This window comes from Shimia sp. R9_2, assembly GCF_017743735.1.
Lineage (GTDB): Bacteria > Pseudomonadota > Alphaproteobacteria > Rhodobacterales > Rhodobacteraceae > Shimia.
The window spans coordinates 924,094-950,446 of record NZ_JAGHRO010000001.1 but is presented as its reverse complement, the minus strand read 5'-3'; the positions used below and the strand labels follow the sequence as shown (position 1 = coordinate 950,446).

The window sequence follows — 26,353 nt, the reverse complement described above, 5'->3', positions numbered from 1 at the left end:
GCATTTTTGGCATTCGCTGTCAAAAGGTTGAAAGAGGCAATATGCAGTTCAAACGATACGGCATTTACTACACGCCAGAGCCCGGTGCTCTGGCTGATTTTGGCGCCCATTGGCTGGGCTGGGATCCTGTGGCGGGCAAGCACTGTCCCCACCCGGAGATTGCAGATCTTCTGCGCCCGGTGGAAGAGATCACCGCCACGCCGCGCAAATACGGGCTGCACGGCACCATCAAACCGCCGTTTTTTCTGGCAGATGGCCAAAGCGCTGAGGCCCTGCAAGAGGCGCTGGCCGCGCTCTGTGCCACGCTGGCCCCTGTCACGCTGCCCGGTCTGACATTGGCCCGCCTCGGCAGTTTTCTGGCCCTTAAGATCGACGGCGATCAAACCCCGCTGGCCGCACTGGCCGCGCGCGCTGTCACCGAGCTCGACATGTTCCGCCGCCCGCCCTCTGAGGCCGAACTGGCGCGCCGCCGTCAGGCCAATCTGTCGCCCGCACAGGAAGCGCTGCTGGCAGAGTGGGGCTACCCTTACGTGATGGAGGAATTTCGCTTCCACATCACCCTCACAGGCCGCCTTGACAAAGATGCCGAACAAACTCAGGCCGCGCTTCTGCCCCACATCACACCGCTCTTGCCACAGCCCTTTGTGGTCAACAGCCTGACCTTGGTGGGCGAAGACGACAGCCAGATGTTTCACGAAATCCACCGCTACGCTCTCACCGGCTGAAGCGCCTCAAGCGCGGCGGCCACGGTGGCCGCCAGCGCCCCGTCATTGGCCACTTCCACCACATCTGCGCCTGTCGGGCGCGACACACCGGCACGGGCCAGACGCGCTGCGATCTCCGCCTCGCTCTCCCGTCCCCGCGCCGCCAGCCGCTGCGCCAGCGTTTGCACATCAGCGGTCAGCGAAAGCACCGCAAAATCCTCAAACGCCGCCCGCGCCTGATCCAGCACACCACGGGACAGGTTCACCAGCACAATCCGCGCGCCCGCCTGCTGCAGCGCTTCACGCGGCACGCCATAGCGCAGCCCATGTGCGGGCCACCACAAGGCGAAAGCATCCTGCGCCACCAGCGCATCAAACTCCGCATCCGTCGCGCCAATCGAGTTCTCGCCACCCGCGCCTGCAGCCCGCGTGATCACCCGACGCGCCAAAACCACATCGCTGCGCGCCGCCGCCATGGCATCCATCACCGTGTCTTTGCCCACTCCAGAGGGGCCAACAACCCCCACAACCCGCACAGGCAATCCAGTGTTCCCCATCAAGCCGCCCCCTGCAGGCCGGGCGTGAAGACAGACACATCAATCTCCCGATCACAGACCTGATCGCGCGCTGCCTCATCGTGGAAAATCCCAACAATCGCCGCCCCGCGCGCCTTGGCCTCTTCAATCAGCCCCAGCACAGTGGCGCGGTTGGTTGCATCCAGCGAAGCAGTCGGCTCATCCAGCAACATCGCCGGATAGCTATGGGCAAATCCGCGCGCAATGTTCACCCGCTGCTGCTCCCCGCCAGAAAACGACGTCGGGCTCAGCTGCCAGAGCCGCTCCGGAATGCGCAACTGGGTCAGCAACTGCCGCGCCCGCTCCCGCGCCGCCTCGGCCTCCACGCCAACAGCCAGCAAGGGCTCCGCCACCACATCCAGCGTCGGCACCCGTGGCACCACCCGCAGAAACTGGCTCACATAGCCCAGCACCTCACGCCGCAGCGCCAGAATCTCGCGCGGCTCGGCCTGCACCACATCCACGCCATCCACGACGATAGACCCGCCAGCCGCGAGGTAGTTGCCATAAATCATCCGCATCAGGGTGGATTTACCGGCACCAGACGCCCCGATCAGCGCCACACATTCCCCGCGCGCCACGCTCAAGTTGGCGCCATCCATTACAGGGATCACCGCACTGCCCTGATTGTGCAGGGTGAAGGTCTTGCTCAGATCTCTAATCTCAATCATCTGATTTCTCATTCCCAAATATCCTCGGGGGTTTGGGGGCAGACAGCCCCCAACCTGTCAAACTTGCAGAACGGAACTGACCAGCAGCTGCGTATAGGCATGCTGTGGATCATCCAGCACCTGATCGGTCAGTCCGGTCTCCACCACATGACCGTCTTTCATCACCATCAGCCGATCCGCGAGCAGGCGCACCACCGCCAGATCATGGGTCACGATGATGGCGCTCAGGCCCATTTCTCGCACCAATCCGCGCAACAGATCCAAGAGCCGCGCCTGTACAGAGACATCAAGCCCGCCAGTTGGCTCATCCATGAACACCAGCCGCGGTCCGGTCACCAGATTGCGCGCGATCTGCAGGCGCTGCTGCATCCCGCCGGAAAACTGCGTCGGGCGGTCATCCACACGGCTCTCGTTGATCTCCACACGGCCCAGCCAGTCAATCGCCTCTTCACGGATATTGCCATAGTGGCGCGCGCCCACGGCCATCAGCCGCTCGCCCACATTGCCGCCCGCGCTGACATTCATGCGCAGCCCATCGCGCGCGTGCTGATGCACAAAGGCCCAGTCCGTGCGGCTCAGCATACGACGCTCCGGCTCACTCATGGTGACCGTATCCCGCATCGCACCATCGCGCATCTCAAACAGCACCTCACCCGTTTCCGGGGTCAGATGACCAGCAAGGCAGTTGAGCAAAGTGGACTTGCCAGAGCCACTTTCCCCAACAATCCCCATGACCTCTCCGGGGTAGAGATCAAAGTTCACATCTTTGCAGCCAATACGGTTGCCATAGTACTTGCTGATATTCTCAACTTTCAGAAGCGGCGTCATGCGGCTGTCTCCTCAAGGGCTGCGGCCTGCGCGCCCACATGCCCGGCGGCACGGCGACTGGCACAATAATCCGTGTCAGAACAGACAAACATCCGGTTGCCCGCGTCATCCATGATCACTTCATCCAGATAGCTGTCCTCGGCACCACACATGTCACAGGGGTGATCGGCCTTGCTGGCCTCAAAGGGGAAATCCTCAAAATCAAGACTCACCACTTGGCAATAAGGTGGCAGCGCATAGATCCGTTGCTCACGGCCCGCACCAAACAGCTGGATCGCCGCCATTTCCATCTTCGGATTGTCAAACTTCGGGATCGGGCTTGGGTCCATCACATAGCGTCCCTCCACCTTCACCGGATAGGCATAAGAGGTGGCAATCGCCCCGTGTTTGGAAATGTCCTCATAGAGCTTCACATGCATGAGGCCATATTCCTCAAGACTGTGCATCTTGCGGGTTTCTACCTCCGAGGGCTCCAGAAAGCGCAGCGGCTCCGGGATCGGCACCTGATAAACGAGGATCTGATCTTCACGCAGCGCCTCTTCGGGAATGCGGTGGCGGGTCTGAATGACACTTGCCTGCGCGGTTTCTTCCGTGGTCGCCACACCGGCGGTCTTCTCAAAGAACTTACGGATCGAGACCGCATTGGTCGTGTCATCCGCGCCCTGGTCGATCACCTTCAGCGTATCATCCGGCGTCAATGTGGCGGCCGAGACCTGCACGCCCCCCGTGCCCCAGCCATAAGGCATCGGCATCTCGCGGCTGGCAAACGGCACTTGATAGCCCGGAATGGCCAAACCCTTGAGGATGGCACGACGGATCATCCGCTTGGTCTGCTCATCCAGATAGGCAAAGTTATAATCGCTCATTCCGCCGCCTCCTGCACCGGTGCCACATTTTCCATCGCCTCACGGCGCAGCTTACGGATCAGCTCCAGCTCAGACTGGAAATCCACGTAATGCGGCAGTTTGATGTGCTCCAAGAACCCCGTCGCCTGAATGTTGTCGGAATGATAGAGCACAAACTCCTCATCCTGCGCAGGCGCGCCGAGGTTGTCTTCGCCCAGCTCCTGCCAGCGCAATGCACGGTCCACGAGCGCCATAGAAATCGACTTGCGCTCAGACTGGCCAAACACCAGCCCATAGCCGCGTGTGAACTGCGGTGGCTCGGTTTTGGAGCCCTGAAACTGGTTCACCGTCTCACATTCGGTCAGCTCGATCTCGCCAATCTCAATGGCAAAGCCCAGCTCCGGGATTTCCATCTCCACCGCGACCTTGCCAATGCGCAGCTCCCCCACAAAGGCGTGGTTGCGCGCATAGCCCCGCTGCGTGGAGTAGGCCATCGACAGCACAAACCCCTCATCGCCCCGCGTCAGCGCCTGCAGGCGCAGAGGGCGGTTTGCGGGCAGCTCCAGCGGCTCGCGGGTCAGATCCCCCGGCGTTTCTTCCGAGCTAACCTCTGTCTGGATCAGCCCCTCTTTGTTGAGAAACTCGGTGATATGCGGTGTTGCTTCCGTGCGTGCTTCGCCACGCTCCACCACCGGTGTCTCGCCCTCCGCAGCCAAAGCGAAATCCAAGAGGCGGTGGGTGTAGTCAAACGTCGGCCCCAAGACCTGCCCGCCCGGCGCATCTTTGAAGGTCGCCGAAATCCGGCGGTCACAGGCCATATCTGCGGTTTCCACTGGCGCGGACGCGCCAAATCGCGGCAGCGTCGTGCGATAGGCGCGAATGAGGAAAATCGCCTCAATCATATCACCGCGCGCCTGCTTGATCGCCAGCGCCGCCAGATCAGGATCATAAAGCGATCCCTCAGCCATCACCCGGTTCACTGCAAGGCTCAGCTGTTCGCGGATCTGGACGACGGAGAGTTCCGCCACATTCAGATCACCGCGTCGTTCCTCGGCCAGCCAGGCATGCGCATTGTCAATCGCGCGCTCGCCGCCTTTCACTGCAACATACATCAGGCCGCCTCCACTTTCGTTGTTCTTGGCAGCGCGGAGACCTGATCCCCGCAGGTGAAGAAGAAATCGAGCCCCAACGGGAACAGCAACGCATTCATCTGAAACGCCTCTGCTTCGGGCAGCGCCATCTCAGCCGTCTCCTTGATGCCCGGCCCACGCAAGGTTGCACCCTTTGTCGCAAGCGCCTCGCGCTCCACGATCAATGTGGCAGAGCGATCCGGATATTCTGGTGTGCCAATGGCAAAGCGGTTGAGCGGCGCGAGGGCGTCCCAGTCGCCCACCGCAAACATCGCGTGCGAGGCCCCAACGATCGGCGCCCCAATATGAAAGGCGATCCAGTCACGCACCTCTTGGCAATCCCAGTCGCCTGCCAAATGCAATGGCGTATCCGGATCACACAACGTCAGGATCAGCGTGCCCGCCGCTGTCGACATTGGCGCGGGCGGCACCGCGCCCTCCAGGGTCTCGATTGTGCCCGGCCGCGCCATCACATTCATGGCCGCGCGAAACGCATGTGCCGCATCCACCGGCGCATTGGCAAATCCGCCTTTCAGAACATCTGCGTTCATCAATCCTCTCCCCGCACCATGGTGAAGAAATCCACCTTTGTGGCAGCCGCCTTCTCCGCACGCACGGTCTTGGCCTTCGCAAGCTCATCACCCAGCGGCGTCAGGATCGCGGTTTCCACTGCCTCCGCCTCAGGCCCCTGCATCAACGCATCCACCAGCGCGGCAATCTCTGCCTTCTGCTTGTCACGCCCCTGCACATAGCCATGGCCGACCTCACCGCTCTCCAGCTGCAATGCGCAGCGGGTCAGCGTCATCTCGCCAAGATTGAACGGCGCGCCGGTGCCGCCAAGGCGCCCCCGCACCATGGTCGCGCCGATCTCCGGTGCACGCAGCCAGTGAAATGCCGGCGCCACGCCATGCTCTTGCCAAAGCGCCAAAAGCCGGTCTGCGGGCGCTTTCGCGAGCAGCGACATCCAGGCGCGTCTGTTATTTTCTGCGGTCATCTAGACACCTTGTCGATTTGTCTATTTTCCTATACAACTAGACAAATTCTAGCGACACATCGCGAGTCGCGCAATCCATCACCCCATGAAGTTTTCATGACAGAGACCCGCAACATGAGCGCCAAACGCACCCCGATCTGGCAATCCATCGCCAGCACACTGACCGAAGACATTGCCGAAGGCCGTTATGGTCCGGGGGACAAACTGCCCACCGAGGCCGAGCTCTCCGGCCGCTTTGGCGTCAATCGTCACACCGTGCGCCACGCCCTAAAATCGCTGTCTGACAACGGCTTGGTGCATGCCCGACGCGGCGCTGGCGTGTTTGTGGCGCAGGTGCCAACCGACTATGCCATCGGCAAACGAGTGCGCTTTCACCGCAATATCGCGCAGGCCGGGCGGCTGCCGGGCAAAGAGGTGCTGCATCTGGAAACCCGCAGCGCGGATGCAGCAGAGGCCACAGCACTCGCTTTGCCGGAAGGGTCAGAGGTCCATGTCTATGACGGTCTGTCGCTCGCAGACGGCAACCCGATCGCCCTCTTCAAAAGCGTCTTCCCGGCGGCGCGTTTTCCCGATCTGCCGGAACAACTTTCACGCCTGCGCTCTGTCACGGCGGCGCTCAAGGAAAACGGCGTGGCGGATTACACCCGCGCCTCAACCCGCCTGACCGCCCGGCGCGCCAGCGCCACAGAAGCCCTGCACCTGCGCATCAGTGAGGGCGATCCCGTCCTGCGCACCAAAGCCATCAACATCGACCCGGCGGGCAATCCGGTCGAATTTGGCATCACCTGGTTTGCCGGCGACCGTGTCACGCTCACACTTACAGATTGAATAATTTGCCCAACAGGCCGCAGACGTCACGCAGCCGACACATAAGGGACGTAGAGAGAGCGAAAACACCAAAAGAGCATTCTTATGTCCAGATCCTCTCTGTCTCTGCGCCTCACAGGTGCACACGTCCTGCGCGACGGCATGCTGCAGGATGCCCCACTGTCCTTCGTGGACGGTCTGATTGTTGATGACACACAGGCGGAGGTAGATCTATCCGGCTATCTGCTGATGCCCGGCATCATTGATCTGCATGGCGATGCCTTTGAGCGCCACATCGCGCCGCGCCCCTCAGCCCCTTTCCCCGTGGACATGGGCCTGCGCGGCACTGACCGTGACGCCGCCGCCAATGGGGTGACCACCGCCTGGCTCGCCCAAAGCTGGAGCTGGGAAGGCGGCCACCGTGGCCCCGATGCGGCCGAAACCCTGCTGGCCGCACTCGATGCCTACCGCCCCCATGCCCACACCGACCTGCGCATTCAGATCCGCTGTGAGACCCACACGGTGACCACGCGGGATCGGCTTCTGGCAGCGGTTGAGAAACACAAAGTCGACTATGTGGTCTTCAACAACCACCTCGAAGAGGCGCTTTATCTCGCCCGCGAGAAACCGGAAAACCTCGCCCATTGGGCCAAAGGCGCCGGGCGCACGCCAGAAGAGCATATGGCACTGGTCCGCGCCGCCTTTGATGAAAGCCCACAGGTGCCCCGCCACCTCTGCGCTCTGGCCGAAGCCTTTGACCAGCTCGGTGTGCGCTACGGCAGCCACGACGACCCCGATGGTGACACACGGGAGCGCTATTCCGTGCTGGGCGCGCGGGTCTGTGAATTCCCAACCGCGCGCAGCGCCGCTGCTGTGGCCAAAGCAGTTGGCGATCACGTGGTGATGGGCGCACCCAATATCGTGCGCGGCGGTAGCCAGGCCGGCAACATTCAGGCTGCGCGCTTGGTGGCCGACGACCTCTGCGATGCGCTGGTGTCAGACTATCACTACCCCGCGCTCTCCAAAGCCGCCTTCCGCATGGTGGACGACGGCCTGTGTGATCTGCCCACCGCCTGGGCGATGATCTCCACCAATGCGGCGCGCATCATGGAGATGGACGATCGCGGCACGCTGGAGTTGGGCCAACGCGCCGACATCGCCATTGTCCATCCGGAGACCCATGCGATTGAAGGCACCATCGCAGGCGGACGTATCAGCCACCTCTCCGGCGATGTGGCCCACCGTTTCTTTGACGCGGCTTCAGACACAAAAATGGCGGCGGAATAATCCGCCGCCTCAGGGAGGGCTGAGAGTAACGCCTCAGCCCCCGTATTTCTCCAGAAAGGCCTCTGCCTTCAGCGCGCGAAAATCCGTCAATGCTGCACGCAACCGGCTGTGGTCCCAATCCCACCAGGCCAGCGCCATCAACCGTTCAGACACCTTCTCGCTGAACCGCCGCCGCAGCGGTGTCGCCGGCATCCCAGCGACTATCATGTAAGGCGGCACATCTTTGGTCACCACCGCGCCGCTCGCCACAATGCTGCCGTGGCCCAGCGTGACCTCGGGCTTGATCATCGCGCCGTGACCAATCCAGGTGTCATGGCCAATGGTGGCCACCCGGCTCTGACGATGGGCAAAAAACGCCGCATCCGGTTCTGCATCGTCAAAGTAATCGTCCGAGCGATAGAGGAAATGGTGCAGCGAGGCGTTTTCCATCGGGTGATCTGTCGCCCCGATCCGGCTGAAAGCGGCGATATTGGCAAATTTACCGATCCTGGCATTCGCGACCTCGGCCATACGGTCACAATAGGAATAGTCGTCAAAATGCGCTGAAATGATCCGGCTGCCCTGCCCGATCTCCACATAGCGCCCAAAAGTCGCGTCATGCAAAATACAGTCCGGGTGGATCAGCGGCGCCTCTGCGGAGAGCTTGGCCATATGCGGCTCCTGTTGTCTGAACTTCTATGCCTCCGGCCGGGATATTTTTGGCAAGAGGAAACACGGGGCATTCCCGTCCTTTCTCATTCTCCAAATATCCTCGCCGAAGGCAAAACTCTTGTCGCGGATCAGTGGCCGCTTTCGTCACCGGTGATCAGCTTGCGGCGCAGCCAGCCGGAGAACCAGTCCATCACCATCACCATCAGCACAATCAGCACGATGTAATAGGTGACCTCTTCCCAGTCTTTCTGCGTGATCATCGCCTGTGTCAGCATCAAGCCGATGCCACCGCCGGTGATCGCGCCAATGATGGTGGCGCTGCGGGTGTTGGATTCCAGGAAATACAGGACCTGGCTCATCAGGATCGGCGTCACCTGCGGGATCACCCCGAAACGATAGCGCTGCACCGGCTTGGCCCCGGTCGACTGAATGCCCTCGATCTGTTTCTGATCGACGTTTTCCAAAGCTTCCGAGAACATTTTGCCAAACGAGCCGGTATCCGTGATCAGGATCGCCAACGCGCCCGTGAGTGGCCCCGGCCCAAAGGCGCGCGCCAGAACAATCGTCCAGATCAGCGCATCCACGCCGCGGAAGAAGTCAAAGATACGGCGCGTGATCTGACGCAGCACCACAAAAGGCGTGAAGTTTTTGGCCGCCAGAAAGGCCAGCGGCAGCGCCACAATGGCCGCGCCCATGGTGCCCAGGAAGGCCATCAGGATCGTTTCAAAGATCGCCCAGGCCACATCTTGGTGGCGCCACATCTTGTTGGTCCAGAAATCCTGCCAGATCGCAGCCGCCTCGCCGCCCAGCGCGCGCGACATCACTTCGCCCACAGGCATCCCGTGGTAGGGGCTGTCGAGTGTGAAGAAAAACAGCTCCCAACCGGTGAAATACCGGAACACCTCGGTGCGGTTGCGCGTCACCGTAAGACGCCCGGCATCGGTGGTGATGGTCATGCGGTTCTTGGAAGCATTGATCCAGTCAGGTGTCTCGCCCTCAGGCAGCACGGCCTGCACTCCTTTGGCGCGGCTCGGCTGCGCCGTGATCAACCCATAGCCCGGCACATCGTAGCTGACAAAATTATCCGTGCCATAAGTCACCACATGACCATTACCCAGATCAATCACCGTGTTGGTGTCTCCCAGTGTGACCCAATCCGGCGATGTGCCCTCGGGATAGGTGCCTTTGCGCTCCCCCTCGATGGCGACAGACACCTCGCCAGAGCGGTTGTCACGTGCCACATGGGTTTTGTAGCTGTAGCTGTCCGCAACCAGCGCACGGGCATTGTCCGCCTCGAAACGCTGCGCCAGACCGGGAATGTCAAAGATGAAGAAGATATAGGTCAGATAGGCAATCACCAGCGCCGGGAGGCCAAAGCTCATCAGCTTCTTTCTGGCAAAGTGGCGATCCGCCTGAACCTTCAGGAAATCGGTTTCATTGGCTGCGATACTCATGCCGAGGCCTTCTCAAGTTTTTGGGCAGATTTGCCGTGAGTCAGGCGCTCGCGCACCAGCGAGGACAGCTGATCCACCACCACAATGGTCACAAACAGCAGGATGAAGATCGCAGCGGCCTCGTCATATTGGCCTTTGCCCCAACTCATCGCATTGCGCAGCTCATAGCCAATGCCGCCCGCACCCACGAAACCGAGGATGGCGGAGGCACGGATGTTCACCTCAAAGCGCAGCAGGCCGTAGCTGAAGTAGTTCGGCGCCACCTGCGGGATCACCCCCAGCCACATGCGCTGCGTCCAGCTTGCGCCGACAGATTGCAGCCCCTCCACGGGCTTGAGCGAAGCGTTTTCATTGACCTCGGAGAACAGCTTGCCCATCGCGCCCGCGGTGTGGAACGCAATCGCCACCATCGCCGGCACTGGCCCACCGCCCATCACAAAGATCAAGACGAGGGCAATCACGATCTCTGGCATCGCGCGCATGATGTCCATGATCCGGCGGAACAGCGGAATGAGACGCGGCCATTTGGCCATGCCACGTGTGGACAGCAGCGACAGCACCATGCCAAGCATCGTCCCGATCAGGGTTGAGGCCGCCGCGATATTGATTGTCTCAATCAGCGACGGCAGGAATTTGAGCAGATGTGCCGGCAGATCAGCGGCCTTCTCAAAGGCCTCGCCCAGCACCTCTTTGGGGAAGTCAAACAGACGGTGCAGCCCGTCCCAGAACCCACCGGCATTGCGGTCATCCGCAATCATGAAACCCGTCGTCATCAAGGCAATGAAAACGATGAGGATGATGCCATCCATCATCCGCTTGCGCCGCACCTGCGCCATGTAATCCGCGCGCACGCCGCCCGCGCTACTGCTGCCAGTGCCGCTACCGGTCAAATCTGTCATGGGAGCCCCTCAGTCAGGAAACAGGCCCCGCGCGCATCTGCACAGGGCCTGCTCAAAGTGGTGAAGTCGTCTTAGTTGGACTTCAGTTTGCGTGCTTCGATGATCACTTCGTAAGCGTCATGGCTGATTGGCTGCACGCCTTTGGCTTCACCGGACAGCACACCATAGGCGCACTCTGGGTCCATGGATGGCAGGGAGGCCATCAGCGCGGTGAATTTCACTTTCACGTCTTCCGGCAGCGCCTTGCGCAGCACGATTGGGCCTTCCGGGATCGGCTTGGACTGCCAGATTTTCACCAGCTCGTTCATGTCCACGAGACCCGCATCAACCGCACGACGCAGCGCGCCGGAGTTGTAGCCGTCTTCCCACTCGCCCAGACCGTCAGCCCAGGTCACGCCGCCGTCAAAGTCACCGTTGTTCACGCCAACGATGGTCTGCTCGTGGCCACCGGAGAATTTCACTTCGCCGAAGTAGTCGCCAGAGGTCATGGTCGCGCCGGTCACTTCAGGGATCTCGATGGATGGGATCAGGAAGCCGGAGGTGGAGTTCGGGTCACCAAAGCCGAAGGTCTTGCCCTTCATGTCTTCCAGCGAGGTGATGCCGCTGTCTTTGCGCGCAAAACCGATGGAGTAGTAGCCATAACCACCGTCCACGTTCACTTTCACCAGGATCGGCTCAACCGCCTCTGGGTCAGACAGATAGGTCTTTGCGTAGCCGGATGCGCCCAGCCAAGCCATGTCGATGGTGCCGCCCAGCAGACCCTGGATCACGCCGTTGTAGTCGGCAGGGGCGAAGAGCTTGGTTGGGACACCCAGCACTTCTTCGGTTTTGGCGCGCAAGCACTCGTTGTTGTTCAGACGGTCCTGGGCGTTTTCGCCACCCAGCAGACCAATGCGGAATTCGCTGATCTCTTCAGCAAACGCAGGGGCCGTCAGGGCAGTGGTCGCCAGAACGGCAGCAATCAGTTTTTTCATCGTTTCTCTCCGGTTGATAAAAAACCCCACGCTTCTTTGACGTGGGGTGTGATGAAACTCAGGCGTATTCAGGGGTCTTGCGGCCGACTTCTGCGTCGGTGCGGTCCAGCGTCTCGATCTCTGTCGAGGTGGCCGCTTCGCTAAAGGAGGCATCCGCCCCATAGATGTCGCGCGCCACACCGGTGGTCAGCTGCGCAGGCGTGCCGTCAAACACGATGCGCCCGTCGCGCATGCCGATCACCCGGTCACAATAGCGCCGCGCCGTGTCCAGCGTGTGCAGGTTCGCGATCACCATGCGGCCGTCTTCTTCGTGGATCTGGCGCAGCGATTGCATCACCACCTGCGCGTTCATTGGGTCAAGCGAGGCAATCGGCTCATCCGCCAGAATGATCTTCGGGTCCTGCATCAGCGCCCGGGCAATCGCCACACGCTGCTGCTGACCGCCTGACAGCGCTTCGGCGCGCTTGGCGGCATGCTCGGCAATGCCGAGACGATCCAGAATGTCGATCGCGCGGTGGATGTCCTCATTGGGGAACAGGTTGAACATGGTTGCCAGCGTGCTGCGGCGGTTGAGCGTGCCATGCAGCACGTTGCTCACCACATCCATACGCGGCACGAGGTTGAACTGCTGAAAGATCATCGCGCATTCGCTCTGCCAGCGGCGCTTGTCACCGTTCTTCAGCGCGGTCACATCGGTGCCTTCAAAGATGATCTGCCCGCTGGTCTCTTCTGTAAGACGGTTCAGCATCCGCAGCAGGGTGGATTTACCGGCTCCAGAGCGTCCGATGATCCCAATCATTGCTGGCTTCTCGACAACAAAGTTGGCCGCGTCGACAGCCACATTTGGACCAAAGGCTTTGGTCAGTTTTTCTACTTTTAGCACGGCCTATCCCCAACATTCGATGGGCGCTGGCTACAGGCCGAATCCAAAGCTTAATTGTCAGTATGATGAAGTTTCTGTAACGGAAGTCGGCACAATTTTAACTTTCATCGCGGCTCCGCGAGCGCCGTTGGGCTGTCGCGACTGCCTCCGCGTGCCGAAAAACAGGCGATTTCAGCGCAAAATACAGCGGAACCTCCGCGCCGCGCCGCTCTGGTTTTCCGAAATCAAAAAACCCGCGCAGAAATGCAGATTTCTCTCTTGACCCCACCTCAGGAACACCCTAAATCGCACCTCACTTACGGCGGTATAGCTCAGTTGGTTAGAGCAGCGGAATCATAATCCGCGTGTCCGGGGTTCAAGTCCCTGTACCGCCACCAAGAATTCCAGAAGCCCGGATGGATCGCCATCCGGGCTTCGCTTTTTGGGATCTGTGAGTGGATTTTAGATCCCTGCCTACGCCGCTGTCTGCTCCGCAACGACTTCCGCAAACTGTGCAAAGAACTTCGCAGAGAGTTTCTTCGCCGTGCCTTGAATGAGCCGACTGCCCAGCTGCGCGATCTTGCCGCCGACCTCTGCCTTGGCTTCATAGCTCAGCACGGTCTCCGCACCGTCTTCAACCAAGGTGACTTCGGCACCGCCCTTGGCAAACCCGGCCGCGCCGCCTTTGCCCTCACCTTTGAGCGTGAACCCGTCCGGCGCGCCGCTGGTGTCCAGAAACACCTCTCCCGCAAACTTCGCTTTCACCGGGCCGATTTTCAGCACCACTTTGGCCTCCAGATGCTCCGGCGTGTGCTGCTCCAGCTCTTCACAGCCCGGAATGCACTGTTTCAGCACCTCAGGGTCATTGAGCGCCCGGTACACCACGTCGCGGGGTGCCGAAATGCGAATCTCATCTTTTAGTTCCATCTGGTCTCTCTGCCTTTCTTGGTCTCAACAACATTTGGGAAACACCCGAAGCGCCTCTTCTGCAGCCTGCTCCGGTGTCAAATCTTCACGTGGGGCCCAAAACGCCCGCCATCTCTCAAGCAAGTTTCTCATCGCCGCCCTCTCCCGCTTCCGCTTGATCCATCCGGCGCCACTGAACGATCTCCGCAAGGATCGACAGCGCGATCTCATGTGGGTCCACCGCGCCAATATCGAGCCCCGCCGGACTCTTCAGCCGACCAACCCTGGCCTCCTCCAGCCCTGCCGCGATCAGCTTCTCACAGAGCACCGCCGCTTTTTTGCGGCTCGCCACCATCGAAACCCGCCGCGCCGGGGTCTCCAGCGCCGAGCGCAGCGCATCGCTGTCCCGTTGCCCTTGGGAGGCGACCAGCACAAAATCACGCGCCTCGATCTGCCCCACGCCTTCATCCCCACGGCACACCCGAAACCCAGCCAACGTGGCATGGGCCGCCACCGACTGCGCAATTGGTGTGTCGCCAAAAATCACCAGCCGCTGCGCCTGTTGATAGGGCTCGATCAGCACATCGACTGTGCCACCTGACGGACAACCGCTCTTGAAGGTCTGCACCCCGTCCGGATCCAGTAAGGTCACCACTTTGTCGGAAGGCTTCACCCGGATCATGCGCGGCGTCTCCGCCGCCAGAGCCTCTGCCGCCGCCTCTTTGACCGCGCGTTTCACACAGGCCCCGCCCAGATGTCCGATGATCTCACCGCTCTGCGTGACCGCCGCTTTCGCCCCTGCTTTGGCAGATGTCACATCGGCGGTGCGCACAACAGTTGCGACACAAAACGGCGCCCCTTCCTCACGCAGCCGCGCCACCGTATCAAATATGTCAAAAGCCTCCATGCGCTCCTCCCTCAAAGCCACGCACCGTCAAAGCCGGGCAAATTCTCGCTCCAGCGCGCCGAGCGCCTCAAGCGTGTTCGCCGGCAGATGTGCGTCCAGATAGGGCAACGCCGCCTGCATGCTCGCCGCCACCGGCGCATAGTCCCGCCAGCCTTTCAGCGGGTTCAGCCAGACAATCCGCCGCGCCTTCTTCTTCAGTTTTGCCAAAGCCGCGCCCAGCGCCTCCGGATCAGAGGTGCAATAGCCATCCGACAGGATGATCACGACCGTCCGACCGTTCAGCGCCCGCGCGCCATAACCGTTCAGGAAACGCTCCAGCGATCCGGAAATATCCGTACCCCCGCCAAAGCCCTCCGCCATCAGCGACAGCCGAGAGGCCGCCCGCAGCGTGTCATGGTCGCGCATCGCATCCGTCACCCGCATCAGCCGCGTGTGAAACAGATAGGCATCGGTGCGCGTCTCACTGCTCACCAGCCCCTTGAGAAAGGCCAGAAACACCCGCGCATAAACCGTCATCGACCCGCTCACATCGCAAAGCGCCACAATCTGCATCGGTCTCGGCGGCCGCGCCCGCCGATGCAGCTCCATAGGCTCCCCACCACGTGCCAGCGAGGCCCGCTGAATACGCCGCATGTCGAGCTGCTGCCCCCGCAGCGCCTGTTTGCGCCGCCGCGAGCGCCGATCCCGTATCACGCGCGCAATTCTCACCGCCGCCGCTTCGGCACGGCGCAGACTGTCCTCATCCATCAACTCCCGCAGATCCCGCCGGGAGAGGTTATCCGTCCGGGTCGCAATCAGCCGCCCATCGGTGCCCTCGGCCTCCCCATCGCCCGCATCCGGCGCAAAGGCGTCTTCTGAACTCTCGGTGCCGCCCTCAACGCCGTCTTCAGCACTCTCGCCAAAATGCGTCTGCCACAACAAAGGCCGCGCGGCCTGCACCTTCACATGAACGTTTTTCGCCGTGCCTTGCCGCTGCTTGCCTGCGTTGAACCAATAGGCATCAAACAAGTCGTCAAACTTGCGCCAGCTCTCCGCATCCCCAGACAACAGAACACACAACGCTTCACGGGCCTGATCCACATCCGTCGCCTCCACCGCCGCCAAAGCGGCCAGCGCATCGCCGGTCTCCGCCACGCCCACAGGCAAGCCATTCATACGCAAATGCGCCATGAACCCCGCCATGCGGTCGGCCAATCCTTCGGCACGGGAGGGAAACCGCGTCACCTGCATCAGGCGACCTTCCCGATCAGCCGGTCCATCACTTCACGTGGAGCGGCATCATAGTCCGCCGCGGTCTTGAGCAGACACACCAATGTCGCCTGCACCGCCTCCGGGCTCTGGGCCAGGTCATTCACCCCAAGTCCCGCCAGCGCCGCCGCCCAGTCCAGCATCTCCGCCACCCCCGGCGCTTTCTCAAGCTCTTCGCGGCGCAAATCCTGCACCACGCCCACAATCTGACGCGCCAGCAGGCCTTCCATCTCCGGCATCCGCGTGCGCAGGATCGCAAGTTCGGTCTCGCGATCCGGATATTCCACATAAGCATAAAGACACCGCCGCCGCAGCGCGTCTGACAGCTCCCGCGTGCCATTGGCGGTCAAAATCACCATCGGGCGTGTCACCGCCTCAACGGTTCCCACCTCCGGAATGGTGATCTGGAAATCAGACAGCACCTCCAAAAGATAGGCCTCAAATTCCTCATCCGCCCGATCAATCTCATCAATCAACAGCACCGGCGGCTGCTCCTGTGTGATCGCTTCCAGAAGCGGTCGTTTTAGCAGATAATCTTCCCCAAACAGCGCCGCCTCCGCCAAGCCGCCCTGCGCCTCAGACGCGCGGATCGCCAAGAGCTGCCGCTGATAGTTCCACTCATAAATCGCGTGACTTGCGTCCAAGCCCTCATAACACTGCAACCGGATCAGCTTGGTCTCATGCACCGCCGCCATCGCCTTGGCGACCTCGGTCTTGCCAACCCCCGCAGGCCCCTCCAGCAGCAGGGGCCGCCCCAGGGTTTCCGCAAGATGCAGCGCCATCGCAAGGCGCGCATCCGCCACATAGCCCTCTTCCGCCAAGGCAGATTGCACATCGTTCACGCTCATCGCGCGCCCCTCACCTTCTCATTCTCAAAATATCCCCGCCGGAGGCCCCCGCCCGCAACGCGGGCGAGGTCTTTAGCGGATCAGCCATGCAGGCCCAGATCGTTGGCGGTCTTCCAGATCCGCCAGTGATCATGCGGCATATTGGTCTGCGTCAAACCAAAGGCGCGGAAGGCGTCATGCACCGCATTGGAGAAACAGGGCACACCGCCCACATGCGGGCTCTCGCCCACGCCTTTTGCTCCAATCGGATGGTGCGGGCTTGGGGTCACGGTGTAATCTGTCTCATAGTTTGGCACTTCCCAGGAGGTCGGCAGGAAGAAATCCATCAAGGTGCCGGTCTTCACATTGCCCATCTCATCATAGGCAATCTCCTGCCCCAGCGCCACGGCCAGCGCCTCGGTCAGGCCGCCATGGATCTGCCCTTCGATGATCATCGGGTTGATCCGCGTGCCACAGTCATCCAGCGCATAGAAGCGGCGGATTTCCGGCACACCGGTGTCCACATCAATGTCCATCACACAGACATAAGCACCAAACGGATAGGTCATATTGGGCGGATCATAATAGCTCACCGCCTCAAGCCCCGGCTCAATCCCCGGAATGGCCTGATTATAGGCGGCAAAGGCGATCTCTTTCATTGTCTTGAACCGCTCCGGCGCGCCTTTGACCACAAAACGATCCACGTCAAATTCGACGTCATTGTCATGCACTTCCAAGAGGTAAGCCGCAATCATCTGTGCTTTGGCACGGATTTTCCGCCCCGCCATCGCCGTGGCCGCCCCCGCCACCGGGGTAGAGCGTGACCCATAGGTGCCAAGCCCATAAGGCGCGGTATCTGTGTCACCTTCCTCGATGGTGATGCTGTCCGCAGGCAAACCAATCTCAGAGGCGAGGATCTGCGCAAATGTGGTCGCATGCCCCTGCCCCTGACTGATCGTGCCCAGCCGCGCAATCGCAGAACCTGTCGGGTGAATGCGGATCTCACAGCTGTCAAACATGCCAAGGCCAAGGATATCACAGTTCTTTACCGGCCCCGCCCCGACAATCTCGGTAAAGAAGGTCAGGCCAATGCCCATCAGGCTGCGGGTCTTGCCCGCCTTGAAATCCTCAATCCGCTGCGCCTGTTCCGCGCGCAGGCCTTGGTAATCCACAGCCTCCATCGCCTTGTCCCAGGCGGTGTGGTAATCCCCGCTGTCATATTCCCAGCCCAGCGCGGACTGATAAGGGAACTGCTCTTTCTTGATGAAGTTGATCCGGCGCAGCTCTGCGGCATCCATATTGAGCTTGATCGCCAGCACCTCAATCATACGCTCGATGAAGTAGACCGCCTCCGTCACACGGAAGGAACAGCGATAGCTCACCCCGCCCGGTGCTTTGTTGGTATAAACCCCATCCACCGCCAGATAGGCCGTCGGAATGTCATAAGAGCCGGTGCAGATGTTCATGAATCCGGCCGGGAATTTGGTCGGGTCGGCGCAGGCGTCAAAGCCGCCGTGATCTGCGGTCACATGACAGTGCAGCCCGGTGATCTTGCCGTCCTTGGTGGCGGAAATCTTGCCGCTCATCCAGTAGTCCCGCGCGAAAGCCGTGGTCATCAGATTTTCCATCCGGTCCTCGACCCATTTCACCGGCTTGCCGGTGACAATCGAGGCCACAACCGAGCAGACATAGCCCGAATAGGCCCCCACCTTATTGCCAAAGCCGCCACCGATATCGGGGCTGATCACCCGGATATTGTGCTCCTCAATGCCGGAAATCAGCGACACCACGGTGCGGATCGCATGGGGCGCCTGAAACGTGCCCCAGAGTGTGAGCTTGCCGGTCACCTTATCCATGCTGGCCACAGAGCCGCAGGTTTCCAGCGGGCACGGATGGGTGCGGTGGTAATACATGGTCTCTTCTGCGACCACTTCGGCCTCTGCCATCACCGCTTCGGTTGCCGCCTCATCACCCTGTTCCCAGGTGAAGATGTGGTTGGGGTGATTGCGCGGACCATGTGCGCCGTCGGTGGCTTTGCCGTTGGCATCCACCGTATCCTCACGCAGCACCACATCGGATTTTAACGCCTCAAACGGATCCACGATGACAGGAAGCTCTTCGTACTCGACTTCCACCAGTTCCACCGCATCGGCCGCCGCATAGCGATCTTCGGCCACCACAAAGGCCACCTCTTGGCCCTGAAACAGCACTTTGCCATCAGCCAGCACCATCTGCTTGTCACCGGCCAGTGTCGGCATCCAGTGCAAACCCAGCGGCTCCAGATCCGCCGCAGTGATCACAGCCACCACGCCGGGCACTTTCATGGCCTCCTCAGAATTGATGCTCACCACCCGCGCATGGGCGTAAGGCGAGCGGACAAAGTCGCCAAACAGCATGCCGTCAAGCTTGATGTCATCCACATAGTTGCCGCGCCCTTGGGTAAAGCGCACGTCTTCCACGCGCTTGCGAGCGCAACCCATGCCTTTCAGATTGGCAGCGCGTTCTTCGGGGGTTGGGGTCAGATCATTCATTCTGCCGCCTCCTTCTGAGCGTTCAGCGTGTCCGCCGCAGCCGCAATCGACTTCACAATGTTCTGGTATCCGGTGCAGCGGCAGATATTGCCCGCCATGCCAAAGCGGATCTCTTCCTCGGTTGGGTTCGGGTTCTCCTGCAACAAGCGGTGCGCGCGGGTAATCATCCCCGGCGTGCAGAAGCCGCATTGCAGACCATGATGCTCACGGAACATCTCCTGCAACACACCAAGGCTGCCGTCCTCATTCACCAGACCTTCCACCGTGGTCAGCTCTTTGCCCTGCGCTTGGGCCACAAACACGGTGCAGCTTTTGACAGACTTGCCGTCCAGATCCACCGTGCAGGCCCCGCAATGGGAGGTCTCACAGCCGATATGCGGCCCGGTGATGTTCAGGTTTTCACGCAAAAAATGGATCAAAAGCGTGCGCGGCTCCGCAAGCCCTTCCACCTCTTTCCCATTCACGGTCATCTTTACATGCATCTTTGACATGATTTCCCCCCTCAGCTCGCACGGCTCTGCGCACGCGCAATCGCGCGGCGCAGGATCACGGCAGCCACATGTTTCTTGAATTCGATTGGGCCACGGTTGTCCGCCACCGGATCAATCGCGCCCATCATCGCGCTGACACAGCCGTCAACGTCCCCCGCCGCCAGCGCCGCGCCAGCCGCGTCAGACCAGATCGGCGTGTCCGCGAGGTTGGTCATCGCCACCGACGCCGTGCCGCCGCCAATCATCACAGCCGCCGCCGCCGTGGCATAATCGCCAATCTTGCGCTTCTGCTTTTCATAGGCATAGCCGGTGCCGCCCGCCGGAACAGGAATGGTGATCCGCGTCAGGATCTCCTCATCCTCGCGCGCGGTAAAATAAGCCGCCTCATAGAACTCACGCGCCGCCACTTCGCGCACCCCGTCTGGCCCGCTCAGCTCAAAGCGCGCGTTCAGGCACTGCATCAACCCCGGCATGTCATTGCCCGGATCGCCATTCGCGACATTGCCGCCCACCGTGCCCATGTAGCGCACCTGCGGATCCGCAATCAAAAGTGCCGCCTCTTTGATCAGTGGAACGGCGTTTGACAGCCCCTCATGTGTGATCAGCTCATGCTGCGTCACCATCGCCCCGATGGTCACCGCATCGCTGCCAATCTCAATGCCCTTCAAGGCATCAATATCCTGCAGATCAATCAGATGGCCCATATCGGCCATGCGCAGTTTCATCATCGGGATCAGGCTGTGCCCGCCCGCGATCACCCGCGCCTCATCTCCATGTTCCTGCAAAATCGAAACCGCTGACGTAATGTCAGACGGCCGGTAGTATTCGAACCCCGCTGGTATCATCTGGCTTGTCCTCCCTGGCACGCCCAGTGCGCGCCTCCGACAACCAGTCCGCCAACAGCAGTGGACCCGCGCCAGCCTTTAAAAACAGCCCGCGCGGTTCGTTGCACGAAATGCGAATAGGCTGCACGAGTTGCGAAACCCGGGAAATCCACCAAATGCGCCGCCGACATGGCGCAAGCCACAATCCCCCCTCTGCTGACGGACCTGACGCGCCACACGCCCCTCTCAAGAGCGCCGCAAACTCTGCCCGCTCGCCTCAAACGGCACAAAAAGGCGAATCTCCTCTGAGGCGCAAAAGCGATTCTCTCGGCGCAATCAGACGCTGAACGCAGCGCGCCGCCTCCCAAACCGCCCGCAATTTCATCAAATTCATGCGGATTCCTGACTATTTTGCTTATTTTATCGTTTGGTAAAATTTTTTTCTGGCTTTTTTGATCAATTGGTCAAACCCTACCTCCAACAGGAGGCCCCATGACCGACCCACTCAAACTGACGGCAGACGCACTGCAAGCCCTTGATCTTGAGACGCTAATGGCGCGGGCACGTGACATGCGTGACAGCCACTGGGGCAAAACGGTGACCTACTCGCGCAAGGTTTTTGTGCCCCTGACCAACATGTGCCGCGACACCTGCGGCTACTGCACCTTTGTCAAACACCCCGATGACCCGGCCGCGCAACTCATGTCGCCTCAGCAGGTTCTCGCCTCCGCCAAACGCGGCGAAGCCAAGGGCTGCAAAGAGCTGCTCTTCAGCCTCGGGGAGAAGCCAGAGAAACGCTATGAAAAGGCCCGCGCGGCGCTGGCGGCCTATGGCTATGACACTCTGGTCGACTACCTCAGCGACATGTGTCGGCTGGTGCTGGATGAAACCGGCCTGCTGCCCCATGTCAACGCAGGCTCTCTCACTGAGGACGAACTGGCACAGCTCAAACCGGTCAGCGCTTCCATGGGCATGATGCTGGAAACCACCAGTCGGCGTCTGATGAAAAAAGGCATGGCGCATTACGCCTGCCCCGACAAAACCCCGGTGCAACGCCTGCGCACATTGGAACGCGCAGGGCGGCTTGAGATCCCCTTCACCACCGGCCTTCTGATCGGCATCGGCGAGACCTGGGAAGAACGCATAGAAGCGCTGCACGCCATTCGCGAAAGCCATCTGACCTATAGCCATGTGCAGGAAGTGATCGTGCAGAACTTTCAAGCCAAGCCTGGCATCGCCATGGAGCACCATCCGGAGCCCAGCCTTCAGGACATGCTCAAAACGCTCGCCGCCGCGCGTCTGATCCTGCCCGCCGATGTCAGCCTTCAAGCCCCTCCGAACCTCAGCGCCCGGCATCTGGAATATCTCAGCGCCGGGATCAACGACTGGGGCGGCATCAGCCCGGTGACCATCGACTTTATCAACCCGCAGCACGAGTGGCCCGAGATCCGCACGCTGGCCGAAAACACCGCGCGCACCGGCCACCAGCTGCAGGAACGCCTCACCGTTTACCCCGCCTATCTCAAGCGCAGCGCCCGCTTCATGGCGCCGGAATTGGCACAGCGCGCCAAGGCACAGGCCCGCGCAGACGGGCTCGCGCTGCAACAGGAGGAAGAGACATGCTTGACCACAACCGCGTGATCGGCCCCGCCCCCGTTTCGCTGCACGGCACCTCGCCCGCTGTGCGCGCCATCCTTGAGAAATCCCTTGAGGGTCAGGAGATCAGCGAACAGGAGGGCGAAACCCTCTTTGCCGCGCAGGGCGCAGACATCGCGGCAATCTCCGCGGTTGCGGACCAGCTGCGCCACCGCGCCAATGGCGATCAGGTCAGCTTTGTTGTGAACCGCAACATCAACTTCACCAACGTCTGCTACATGGGCTGCAAATTCTGCGGCTTTGCCAAACGCCGCGAAGATGCGGGTGCTGAGTGGCTCAATGTGGATCAGGTTGTCGCCCGCGCCGTGGAGGCTTGGAACCGCGGTGCCACCGAGGTCTGCATCCAAGGTGGCCTGCACCCCAAAATGTCAGGACATGAATACCGCAATCTGCTGCTCGGGCTGAAAGCTGAACTGCCCGACATGCACATCCACGCGTTTTCGCCCTTTGAGGTGTGGTACGGCGCGGCCAAAACCAAACTGTCCTTTGCCGATTTCATTCAGGATCTCAAAGAATGCGGCCTTGGCTCAATGCCCGGCACCGCCGCCGAAATTCTGGACACGGACATCCGCAAACAGCTGACCAAGAACAAGCTCAGCGCCGAGCGCTGGGTCGAGATCATCCGCGCCGCCCATTCCGTCGGGTTGAAAACCACCGCCACCATCATGTACGGCCATATCGACGGCCCCAAACAATGGGCGCAGCACATGCGCATCCTGCGCGACATTCAGAAAGACACCGGCGGTTTCACAGAGCTGGTCCCGCTCAGCTTTGTGCATGAGGACTCCCCGCTCTTCACCGCCAATCCGGAGCTTGTCCGCCCCGGCCCGACCCATTATGAAACCGAAAAGATGCACGCCGTCAGCCGCATTTTCCTGCACGGCCAGATCGACAACATTCAGGTGAGCTGGACCAAACTCGGTGCCGAGCGCGCGCATTACATGCTGGATCGCGGCGTGAACGATCTGGGCGGCACCCTGATGAACGAAAGCATCAGCCGCTCTGCCGGTGCCAAAAACGGGCAGGAGATCATGGCCGCCGAAATGGTCGAGATCATCCGCGCCGCAGGCCGCATCCCGGTGCGCCGCAACACGGTCTATGACACGCTGGAAACCTACGACGACCACACCCCGGACGCCCAAGCCCCCCTTGTCGCCCGTCAGGGCCAGGATCCGCTGGCCTTCCTTGAGGAAGACACCACTCGGGTGGCCGCAGAATGAGCGGCCTGTCTCAAACCCGTGTCACCCTGATCGCTGGCGGCGTTGGCGGTGCCAAAATGGCCGAAGGCTTTGCGCATCTGGGCAATGTTGATCTGCGCGTGATCTGCAACATCGGCGATGACGACAGCTTCCACGGTCTCTGGGTGTCACCGGATGTGGACACCATGCTCTACACTCTGAGCGACCGCATCAACCGCGCACAAGGCTGGGGCGTAGAAGACGACGCCCTGCGCGCGCTTTCGGTCCTTAAGGATCTGGGACAAGAAACATGGATGACGCTGGGCGACCGTGACCTCGGCCTGCACATCTTCCGCACCATGCAATTGGTGCAGGGCCGCGCGCGCCAAGACATCACAGATCACATCGCCAAAGCCCTTGGCATCTCTGCGCGGCTGCTCCTTTCCACCGAGGATCAAGTGCCAACCCGCGTCTGTACAGAAAGCGGTTGGCAAAGCTTTCAGGAGTACTTCGTACGCGACCAATGCCGCCCTGCGGTGCGCGATCTGGCCTATGAGGGGCAGGAAACCGCACGCGCCAATCCGGCAGCACTGGACGCGATCACCGACACCGACCTGATCGTGATTGCCCCCAGCAATCCCCTGATGTCGATCATGCCCATTCTCGGCATCCCCGGGATCGGCGAGACCTTGGCACAGGCCACCGCCCCCCGCCTTGCGGTCAGCCCCTTTGTGGGGGGCCGCGCGCTCAAAGGACCGGCGGACAAAATGCTGCAAAGCCTCGGTCTCACGCCTTCCACCGCCTATATCGCCGATCTCTATGACGGGCTGATCGACGGGTTGGTGATCGACGTCACCGACGCCGGGGATCAGGTGGCAACCGACCTGCCCCTCCATGTCGAGCAGACCGTAATGCAAACCCGCACCGACAAATGCGCGCTGGCGCAGCGCCTGCTGCATCTCGCCAACCTGTCTCCCTTGGCCCCTGCTCCGGATGAGGTCTGCGCATGACGAGCAAGCTGCTGATCGCCATTCCGATGAAGGACCCGAAACAGGCCAAAACCCGCCTCAGCGACGCCCTGCCCCCGCAAGAGCGGCAGAGGTTCGCCCTCTCCCTGTTCCTACGCACGCTTGATCAGATCGCAGCGGCGCAATGTGACGCCTCGGTGGTGGTGGTGACCGCCAGCCCTCTCATTGCCGAAAAAGCGCGCGCGCACGGGGCCGCCGTGCTGATGGAAGAGGTCGCACAGGGCCTCAACAGCGCCTGCACGCAGGCCAAGCTTTGGGCCGCAGACCAAGGCTTTGCGCATCTGGCCATCCTGCCCGGCGATCTCGCCCTGCTCTCTGCCACCGACATCGCGCAGCTGTCACGGCTTACCCTGCCGCCCACCGCCGCCGCGCTCTGTGAATCCAGCGATGGCGGCACCAACTGCCTGATGCTCCATCCCGAGGCCGAATTTGAGTTCTGCTTTGGCCCCGGTTCCTTTCGTGCGCACCGCAAAGCCGCTGCTCGCGCGGGTCTCGCCTGCCACATCCTGCGCAGCAGCACCCTGCGCTTTGACGTCGATACCACCCGCGATTTGGCCCAGATCCAACAGCTGCGCCAACGCCCCTCCACAGGACAACAGGCCCTATGAGCGCGCTTTCCATCATCGCTGTCCCCGGCATCCCAGAAATCCACCCCAGCGACGATCTCGCCGCCATCCTTGCCGAGGCTCTGGAGCCGATCGGCGTGGAGCCCAATGACATTCTGATTGTCGCCCAAAAGGTGGTGTCCAAAGCCGAAGGGCTGCTGGTTGATCTCGCCACCGTCACCCCGGGTGAGGAGGCAAACGCATTGGCGCAGCGTATCTCCAAAGACCCGCGCAAGGTCGAGGTGGTGCTGCGCGAAAGCGCGCGCGTGGTCAAAAGCTGGAAACACCCCGACGCGGGCGAAGGCACGCTGATCTGTGAACATGTCAGCGGCCACATCTCTGCCAATGCGGGCGTCGATCAATCCAACATCGGCGGCGAGGACATGGCGCTCCTCTTGCCCCGCGATCCCGACGCCAGCGCCGCCGCGCTGCTCGCGGCCCTCACCGCGCGGTTTCAGACCCGTCTGGGCGTGGTGATCTCTGACACCTTCGGCCGCCCGTGGCGGCTGGGGCAGGTCAATGTGGCCATCGGCATGGCCGGGCTGCCCGCGCTCAAATCCGAGGTCGGCAACAAAGACGCTCATGGCCGTGATCTGGCGGTCACACAACCGGCCTTTGGCGATGAACTGGCCGCCGCCTCGGGCCTCGCAATCTCCAAAGCCTCACAGACACCCCTCGTGGTGATCCGGGGCCTCACCTGGGATGGAAACACCGGACAGGCCAGCGATCTGGTCCGCAAAAAGAAAGAGGATATGTTCAGATGACAATTGCAATTATCGGCGGCACCGGCCCACAGGGCCAAGGTCTCGCGCTGCGCTTTGCCCGCGCGGGCGTGCCGGTGGTGCTCGGCTCGCGGGACGGCGCCCGCGCCAGCGAGATCGCCAGCGAGCTTCAGGCCAAACTGGCCGCCGACGCCGCCCCGATCACCGGTGCCGACAACGAAGGCGCCACACAGGCCGCCGACGAAATGGTGATCCTAGCAGTGCCGTTTGCGGGCCACAACGCCACGCTGGAGGCGCTCAAACCCCATCTCGCGGGCAAGATCCTCGTCGACATCGTGGTGCCGCTGGCAGAGGGCGATCCCAAGCTTGTGGACATGCCGCCCGAAGGCTCCGCAACCGAGGCCGCGCAGGCCATTCTCGGGGCCGACATCCCGGTGATTGGCGCGTTGCACAATGTCTCTGCGGTCACCCTGAACACGCTTGAGTGGGACATCAACTGCGACATCCTTGTCTGCGGCAACCAGCTGGCCGCGCGCAAAAAGGTCATGGAACTCTGCGAGAAGCTTGGCGTCACCGCCTATAACGCAGGCCCCGCACAGGCCGCCCGCTGTGTCGAGGCGATCACCCCGATCCTGATCCGCACCAATATTTCCAAAGCCGTGCCGTTTTCCCACGCCGGCATCAAAGTCTGGGCGCCGGATCACTGATCCACCCGCCCCCAAACACAACAACACCCAACAAGGAGACCC

The 26,353-nt window shown here is 61.3% G+C and carries 28 protein-coding genes and 1 tRNA gene; 10 read left to right on the top strand and 19 right to left on the bottom strand.

Annotation, left to right across the window (positions count from 1 at the left end):
- Positions 1 to 41 precede the first annotated feature (41 nt).
- Entirely contained in the window at positions 42 to 725 is a 684-nt protein-coding gene (locus tag J7400_RS04450) for a DUF1045 domain-containing protein (RefSeq protein WP_209060108.1), read from the top strand.
- On the opposite strand, the gene phnN is transcribed toward J7400_RS04450, so the two are convergent.
- Genes phnN through phnG form a run of 7 tightly spaced genes read right to left on the bottom strand, consistent with a single transcriptional unit; the run spans position 707 to position 5,747 of the window.
- The gene (gene phnN, locus J7400_RS04445; RefSeq protein WP_209060100.1) at positions 707 to 1,261 is read right to left on the bottom strand and encodes a phosphonate metabolism protein/1,5-bisphosphokinase (PRPP-forming) PhnN; all 555 of its coding nucleotides are present in this window, start codon (positions 1,259 to 1,261) and stop codon (positions 707 to 709) included. The two genes, J7400_RS04450 and phnN, sit on opposite strands and share 19 nt — an antisense overlap.
- Positions 1,261 to 1,950 (bottom strand): phosphonate C-P lyase system protein PhnL, encoded by a 690-nt coding sequence (gene phnL, locus J7400_RS04440; protein ID WP_209060098.1) that lies wholly within the window; start codon positions 1,948 to 1,950, stop codon positions 1,261 to 1,263. Before phnL ends, phnN begins: the two co-directional genes overlap by 1 nt.
- A 57-nt stretch (positions 1,951 to 2,007) precedes the next feature.
- A complete protein-coding gene (gene phnK / locus J7400_RS04435) occupies positions 2,008 to 2,778 on the bottom strand; it encodes a phosphonate C-P lyase system protein PhnK (protein ID WP_209060095.1) in 771 nt (256 codons plus the stop codon).
- Entirely contained in the window at positions 2,775 to 3,644 is an 870-nt protein-coding gene (locus J7400_RS04430; RefSeq protein ID WP_209060093.1) for an alpha-D-ribose 1-methylphosphonate 5-phosphate C-P-lyase PhnJ, read from the bottom strand. Before J7400_RS04430 ends, phnK begins: the two co-directional genes overlap by 4 nt.
- Entirely contained in the window at positions 3,641 to 4,735 is a 1,095-nt protein-coding gene (locus J7400_RS04425; protein ID WP_209060091.1) for a carbon-phosphorus lyase complex subunit PhnI, read from the bottom strand. Before J7400_RS04425 ends, J7400_RS04430 begins: the two co-directional genes overlap by 4 nt.
- A complete protein-coding gene (gene phnH, locus J7400_RS04420; RefSeq protein ID WP_209060089.1) occupies positions 4,735 to 5,304 on the bottom strand; it encodes a phosphonate C-P lyase system protein PhnH in 570 nt (189 codons plus the stop codon). The genes J7400_RS04425 and phnH overlap by 1 nt, the downstream gene beginning before the upstream one ends.
- The gene (gene phnG / locus J7400_RS04415) at positions 5,304 to 5,747 is read right to left on the bottom strand and encodes a phosphonate C-P lyase system protein PhnG (RefSeq protein ID WP_209060087.1); all 444 of its coding nucleotides are present in this window, start codon (positions 5,745 to 5,747) and stop codon (positions 5,304 to 5,306) included. Before phnG ends, phnH begins: the two co-directional genes overlap by 1 nt.
- Before the next feature lie 96 nt (positions 5,748 to 5,843).
- On the opposite strand from phnG, the gene phnF reads away from it, so the two are divergent.
- On the top strand, positions 5,844 to 6,575 hold the full coding sequence (gene phnF / locus J7400_RS04410; protein ID WP_209060084.1) for a phosphonate metabolism transcriptional regulator PhnF: 732 nt from the start codon (positions 5,844 to 5,846) through the stop codon (positions 6,573 to 6,575).
- Between the two features lie 84 nt (positions 6,576 to 6,659).
- Positions 6,660 to 7,841 (top strand): alpha-D-ribose 1-methylphosphonate 5-triphosphate diphosphatase, encoded by a 1,182-nt coding sequence (locus tag J7400_RS04405; RefSeq protein WP_209060082.1) that lies wholly within the window; start codon positions 6,660 to 6,662, stop codon positions 7,839 to 7,841.
- A 33-nt stretch (positions 7,842 to 7,874) separates the two neighbouring features.
- Here the strand turns inward: J7400_RS04405 and J7400_RS04400 are convergent, their stop codons facing one another.
- The 5 genes from J7400_RS04400 to phnC form a co-directional block, all read right to left on the bottom strand.
- Positions 7,875 to 8,492 (bottom strand): chloramphenicol acetyltransferase, encoded by a 618-nt coding sequence (locus J7400_RS04400; RefSeq protein WP_209060080.1) that lies wholly within the window; start codon positions 8,490 to 8,492, stop codon positions 7,875 to 7,877.
- A 128-nt stretch (positions 8,493 to 8,620) separates the two neighbouring features.
- Positions 8,621 to 9,946, bottom strand: coding sequence for a phosphonate ABC transporter, permease protein PhnE (gene phnE / locus J7400_RS04395; RefSeq protein WP_209060078.1), 1,326 nt, complete (start codon positions 9,944 to 9,946; stop codon positions 8,621 to 8,623).
- Positions 9,943 to 10,782: a phosphonate ABC transporter, permease protein PhnE gene (gene phnE, locus J7400_RS04390; RefSeq protein ID WP_247738630.1), complete on the bottom strand. Its 840-nt coding sequence runs from the start codon at positions 10,780 to 10,782 to the stop codon at positions 9,943 to 9,945. Before phnE (J7400_RS04390) ends, phnE (J7400_RS04395) begins: the two co-directional genes overlap by 4 nt.
- Positions 10,783 to 10,916: 134 nt before the next feature.
- A complete protein-coding gene (phnD, locus tag J7400_RS04385) occupies positions 10,917 to 11,819 on the bottom strand; it encodes a phosphonate ABC transporter substrate-binding protein (RefSeq protein ID WP_209060068.1) in 903 nt (300 codons plus the stop codon).
- 58 nt (positions 11,820 to 11,877) lie between these two features.
- Positions 11,878 to 12,702: a phosphonate ABC transporter ATP-binding protein gene (gene phnC / locus J7400_RS04380; protein WP_209060066.1), complete on the bottom strand. Its 825-nt coding sequence runs from the start codon at positions 12,700 to 12,702 to the stop codon at positions 11,878 to 11,880.
- Positions 12,703 to 13,002: 300 nt separating this feature from the next.
- Between phnC and J7400_RS04375 the strand changes: the two genes are divergently transcribed.
- A tRNA-Met gene (locus J7400_RS04375) sits at positions 13,003 to 13,079 on the top strand.
- 76 nt (positions 13,080 to 13,155) lie between these two features.
- Here J7400_RS04375 and J7400_RS04370 read toward each other — a convergent pair.
- From J7400_RS04370 to J7400_RS04340, 7 genes are all read right to left on the bottom strand, one after another.
- On the bottom strand, positions 13,156 to 13,608 hold the full coding sequence (locus tag J7400_RS04370; RefSeq protein WP_209060064.1) for a carbon monoxide dehydrogenase subunit G: 453 nt from the start codon (positions 13,606 to 13,608) through the stop codon (positions 13,156 to 13,158).
- Positions 13,609 to 13,723: 115 nt separating this feature from the next.
- Entirely contained in the window at positions 13,724 to 14,494 is a 771-nt protein-coding gene (locus tag J7400_RS04365) for an XdhC family protein (protein WP_209060061.1), read from the bottom strand.
- 27 nt (positions 14,495 to 14,521) lie between these two features.
- On the bottom strand, positions 14,522 to 15,724 hold the full coding sequence (locus J7400_RS04360) for a VWA domain-containing protein (protein WP_209060059.1): 1,203 nt from the start codon (positions 15,722 to 15,724) through the stop codon (positions 14,522 to 14,524).
- Positions 15,724 to 16,590, bottom strand: coding sequence for a MoxR family ATPase (locus J7400_RS04355; protein WP_209060045.1), 867 nt, complete (start codon positions 16,588 to 16,590; stop codon positions 15,724 to 15,726). Before J7400_RS04355 ends, J7400_RS04360 begins: the two co-directional genes overlap by 1 nt.
- Positions 16,591 to 16,670: 80 nt before the next feature.
- Positions 16,671 to 19,100, bottom strand: coding sequence for an aerobic carbon-monoxide dehydrogenase large subunit (locus tag J7400_RS04350; protein WP_209060038.1), 2,430 nt, complete (start codon positions 19,098 to 19,100; stop codon positions 16,671 to 16,673).
- A complete protein-coding gene (locus J7400_RS04345; protein WP_209060036.1) occupies positions 19,097 to 19,591 on the bottom strand; it encodes a (2Fe-2S)-binding protein in 495 nt (164 codons plus the stop codon). The genes J7400_RS04350 and J7400_RS04345 overlap by 4 nt, the downstream gene beginning before the upstream one ends.
- Before the next feature lie 11 nt (positions 19,592 to 19,602).
- Positions 19,603 to 20,436, bottom strand: a complete 834-nt coding sequence (locus J7400_RS04340) for a xanthine dehydrogenase family protein subunit M (protein ID WP_209060034.1) — start codon at positions 20,434 to 20,436, stop codon at positions 19,603 to 19,605.
- Positions 20,437 to 20,907: 471 nt separating this feature from the next.
- Between J7400_RS04340 and cofG the strand changes: the two genes are divergently transcribed.
- From cofG to npdG, 6 genes are read left to right on the top strand one after another with little or no spacing between them, the layout of a single operon-like run.
- Entirely contained in the window at positions 20,908 to 22,056 is a 1,149-nt protein-coding gene (cofG, locus tag J7400_RS04335) for a 7,8-didemethyl-8-hydroxy-5-deazariboflavin synthase CofG (RefSeq protein ID WP_209060032.1), read from the top strand.
- Complete coding sequence (gene cofH / locus J7400_RS04330) at positions 22,035 to 23,291, top strand: 5-amino-6-(D-ribitylamino)uracil--L-tyrosine 4-hydroxyphenyl transferase CofH (RefSeq protein WP_209060025.1); 1,257 nt, start codon at positions 22,035 to 22,037, stop codon at positions 23,289 to 23,291. The genes cofG and cofH overlap by 22 nt, the downstream gene beginning before the upstream one ends.
- Positions 23,288 to 24,259: a 2-phospho-L-lactate transferase gene (gene cofD / locus J7400_RS04325; protein ID WP_209060022.1), complete on the top strand. Its 972-nt coding sequence runs from the start codon at positions 23,288 to 23,290 to the stop codon at positions 24,257 to 24,259. The genes cofH and cofD overlap by 4 nt, the downstream gene beginning before the upstream one ends.
- Entirely contained in the window at positions 24,256 to 24,885 is a 630-nt protein-coding gene (gene cofC / locus J7400_RS04320) for a 2-phospho-L-lactate guanylyltransferase (protein ID WP_209060020.1), read from the top strand. Before cofD ends, cofC begins: the two co-directional genes overlap by 4 nt.
- A complete protein-coding gene (gene cofE / locus J7400_RS04315; RefSeq protein ID WP_209060009.1) occupies positions 24,882 to 25,646 on the top strand; it encodes a coenzyme F420-0:L-glutamate ligase in 765 nt (254 codons plus the stop codon). Before cofC ends, cofE begins: the two co-directional genes overlap by 4 nt.
- On the top strand, positions 25,643 to 26,311 hold the full coding sequence (gene npdG, locus J7400_RS04310) for an NADPH-dependent F420 reductase (RefSeq protein ID WP_209060007.1): 669 nt from the start codon (positions 25,643 to 25,645) through the stop codon (positions 26,309 to 26,311). Before cofE ends, npdG begins: the two co-directional genes overlap by 4 nt.
- The last annotated feature ends 42 nt before the right edge of the window (positions 26,312 to 26,353 follow it).

Excerpts from the sequence above, each read along its gene's own strand:
- J7400_RS04370 (WP_209060064.1), bottom strand. The coding sequence starts at position 13,608 with ATGGAACTAAAAGATGAGATTCGCATTTCGGCACCCCGCGACGTGGTG.
- cofH (WP_209060025.1), top strand. The coding sequence starts at position 22,035 with ATGCTTGACCACAACCGCGTGATCGGCCCCGCCCCCGTTTCGCTGCAC.
- phnL (WP_209060098.1), bottom strand. The coding sequence starts at position 1,950 with ATGATTGAGATTAGAGATCTGAGCAAGACCTTCACCCTGCACAATCAG.
- npdG (WP_209060007.1), top strand. The coding sequence starts at position 25,643 with ATGACAATTGCAATTATCGGCGGCACCGGCCCACAGGGCCAAGGTCTC.
- cofC (WP_209060020.1), top strand. The coding sequence starts at position 24,256 with ATGACGAGCAAGCTGCTGATCGCCATTCCGATGAAGGACCCGAAACAG.
- J7400_RS04360 (WP_209060059.1), bottom strand. The coding sequence starts at position 15,724 with ATGCAGGTGACGCGGTTTCCCTCCCGTGCCGAAGGATTGGCCGACCGC.
- cofG (WP_209060032.1), top strand. The coding sequence starts at position 20,908 with ATGACCGACCCACTCAAACTGACGGCAGACGCACTGCAAGCCCTTGAT.
- phnE (WP_247738630.1), bottom strand. The coding sequence starts at position 10,782 with ATGGCGCAGGTGCGGCGCAAGCGGATGATGGATGGCATCATCCTCATC.
- J7400_RS04405 (WP_209060082.1), top strand. The coding sequence starts at position 6,660 with ATGTCCAGATCCTCTCTGTCTCTGCGCCTCACAGGTGCACACGTCCTG.
- phnK (WP_209060095.1), bottom strand. The coding sequence starts at position 2,778 with ATGACGCCGCTTCTGAAAGTTGAGAATATCAGCAAGTACTATGGCAAC.
- J7400_RS04430 (WP_209060093.1), bottom strand. The coding sequence starts at position 3,644 with ATGAGCGATTATAACTTTGCCTATCTGGATGAGCAGACCAAGCGGATG.
- cofD (WP_209060022.1), top strand. The coding sequence starts at position 23,288 with ATGAGCGGCCTGTCTCAAACCCGTGTCACCCTGATCGCTGGCGGCGTT.
- phnH (WP_209060089.1), bottom strand. The coding sequence starts at position 5,304 with ATGAACGCAGATGTTCTGAAAGGCGGATTTGCCAATGCGCCGGTGGAT.
- phnN (WP_209060100.1), bottom strand. The coding sequence starts at position 1,261 with ATGGGGAACACTGGATTGCCTGTGCGGGTTGTGGGGGTTGTTGGCCCC.
- J7400_RS04365 (WP_209060061.1), bottom strand. The coding sequence starts at position 14,494 with ATGGAGGCTTTTGACATATTTGATACGGTGGCGCGGCTGCGTGAGGAA.
- cofE (WP_209060009.1), top strand. The coding sequence starts at position 24,882 with ATGAGCGCGCTTTCCATCATCGCTGTCCCCGGCATCCCAGAAATCCAC.
- J7400_RS04450 (WP_209060108.1), top strand. The coding sequence starts at position 42 with ATGCAGTTCAAACGATACGGCATTTACTACACGCCAGAGCCCGGTGCT.
- J7400_RS04425 (WP_209060091.1), bottom strand. The coding sequence starts at position 4,735 with ATGTATGTTGCAGTGAAAGGCGGCGAGCGCGCGATTGACAATGCGCAT.
- phnE (WP_209060078.1), bottom strand. The coding sequence starts at position 9,946 with ATGAGTATCGCAGCCAATGAAACCGATTTCCTGAAGGTTCAGGCGGAT.
- J7400_RS04355 (WP_209060045.1), bottom strand. The coding sequence starts at position 16,590 with ATGAGCGTGAACGATGTGCAATCTGCCTTGGCGGAAGAGGGCTATGTG.
- J7400_RS04400 (WP_209060080.1), bottom strand. The coding sequence starts at position 8,492 with ATGGCCAAGCTCTCCGCAGAGGCGCCGCTGATCCACCCGGACTGTATT.
- J7400_RS04340 (WP_209060034.1), bottom strand. The coding sequence starts at position 20,436 with ATGATACCAGCGGGGTTCGAATACTACCGGCCGTCTGACATTACGTCA.
- phnG (WP_209060087.1), bottom strand. The coding sequence starts at position 5,747 with ATGACCGCAGAAAATAACAGACGCGCCTGGATGTCGCTGCTCGCGAAA.
- J7400_RS04350 (WP_209060038.1), bottom strand. The coding sequence starts at position 19,100 with ATGAATGATCTGACCCCAACCCCCGAAGAACGCGCTGCCAATCTGAAA.
- J7400_RS04345 (WP_209060036.1), bottom strand. The coding sequence starts at position 19,591 with ATGTCAAAGATGCATGTAAAGATGACCGTGAATGGGAAAGAGGTGGAA.
- phnF (WP_209060084.1), top strand. The coding sequence starts at position 5,844 with ATGACAGAGACCCGCAACATGAGCGCCAAACGCACCCCGATCTGGCAA.
- phnD (WP_209060068.1), bottom strand. The coding sequence starts at position 11,819 with ATGAAAAAACTGATTGCTGCCGTTCTGGCGACCACTGCCCTGACGGCC.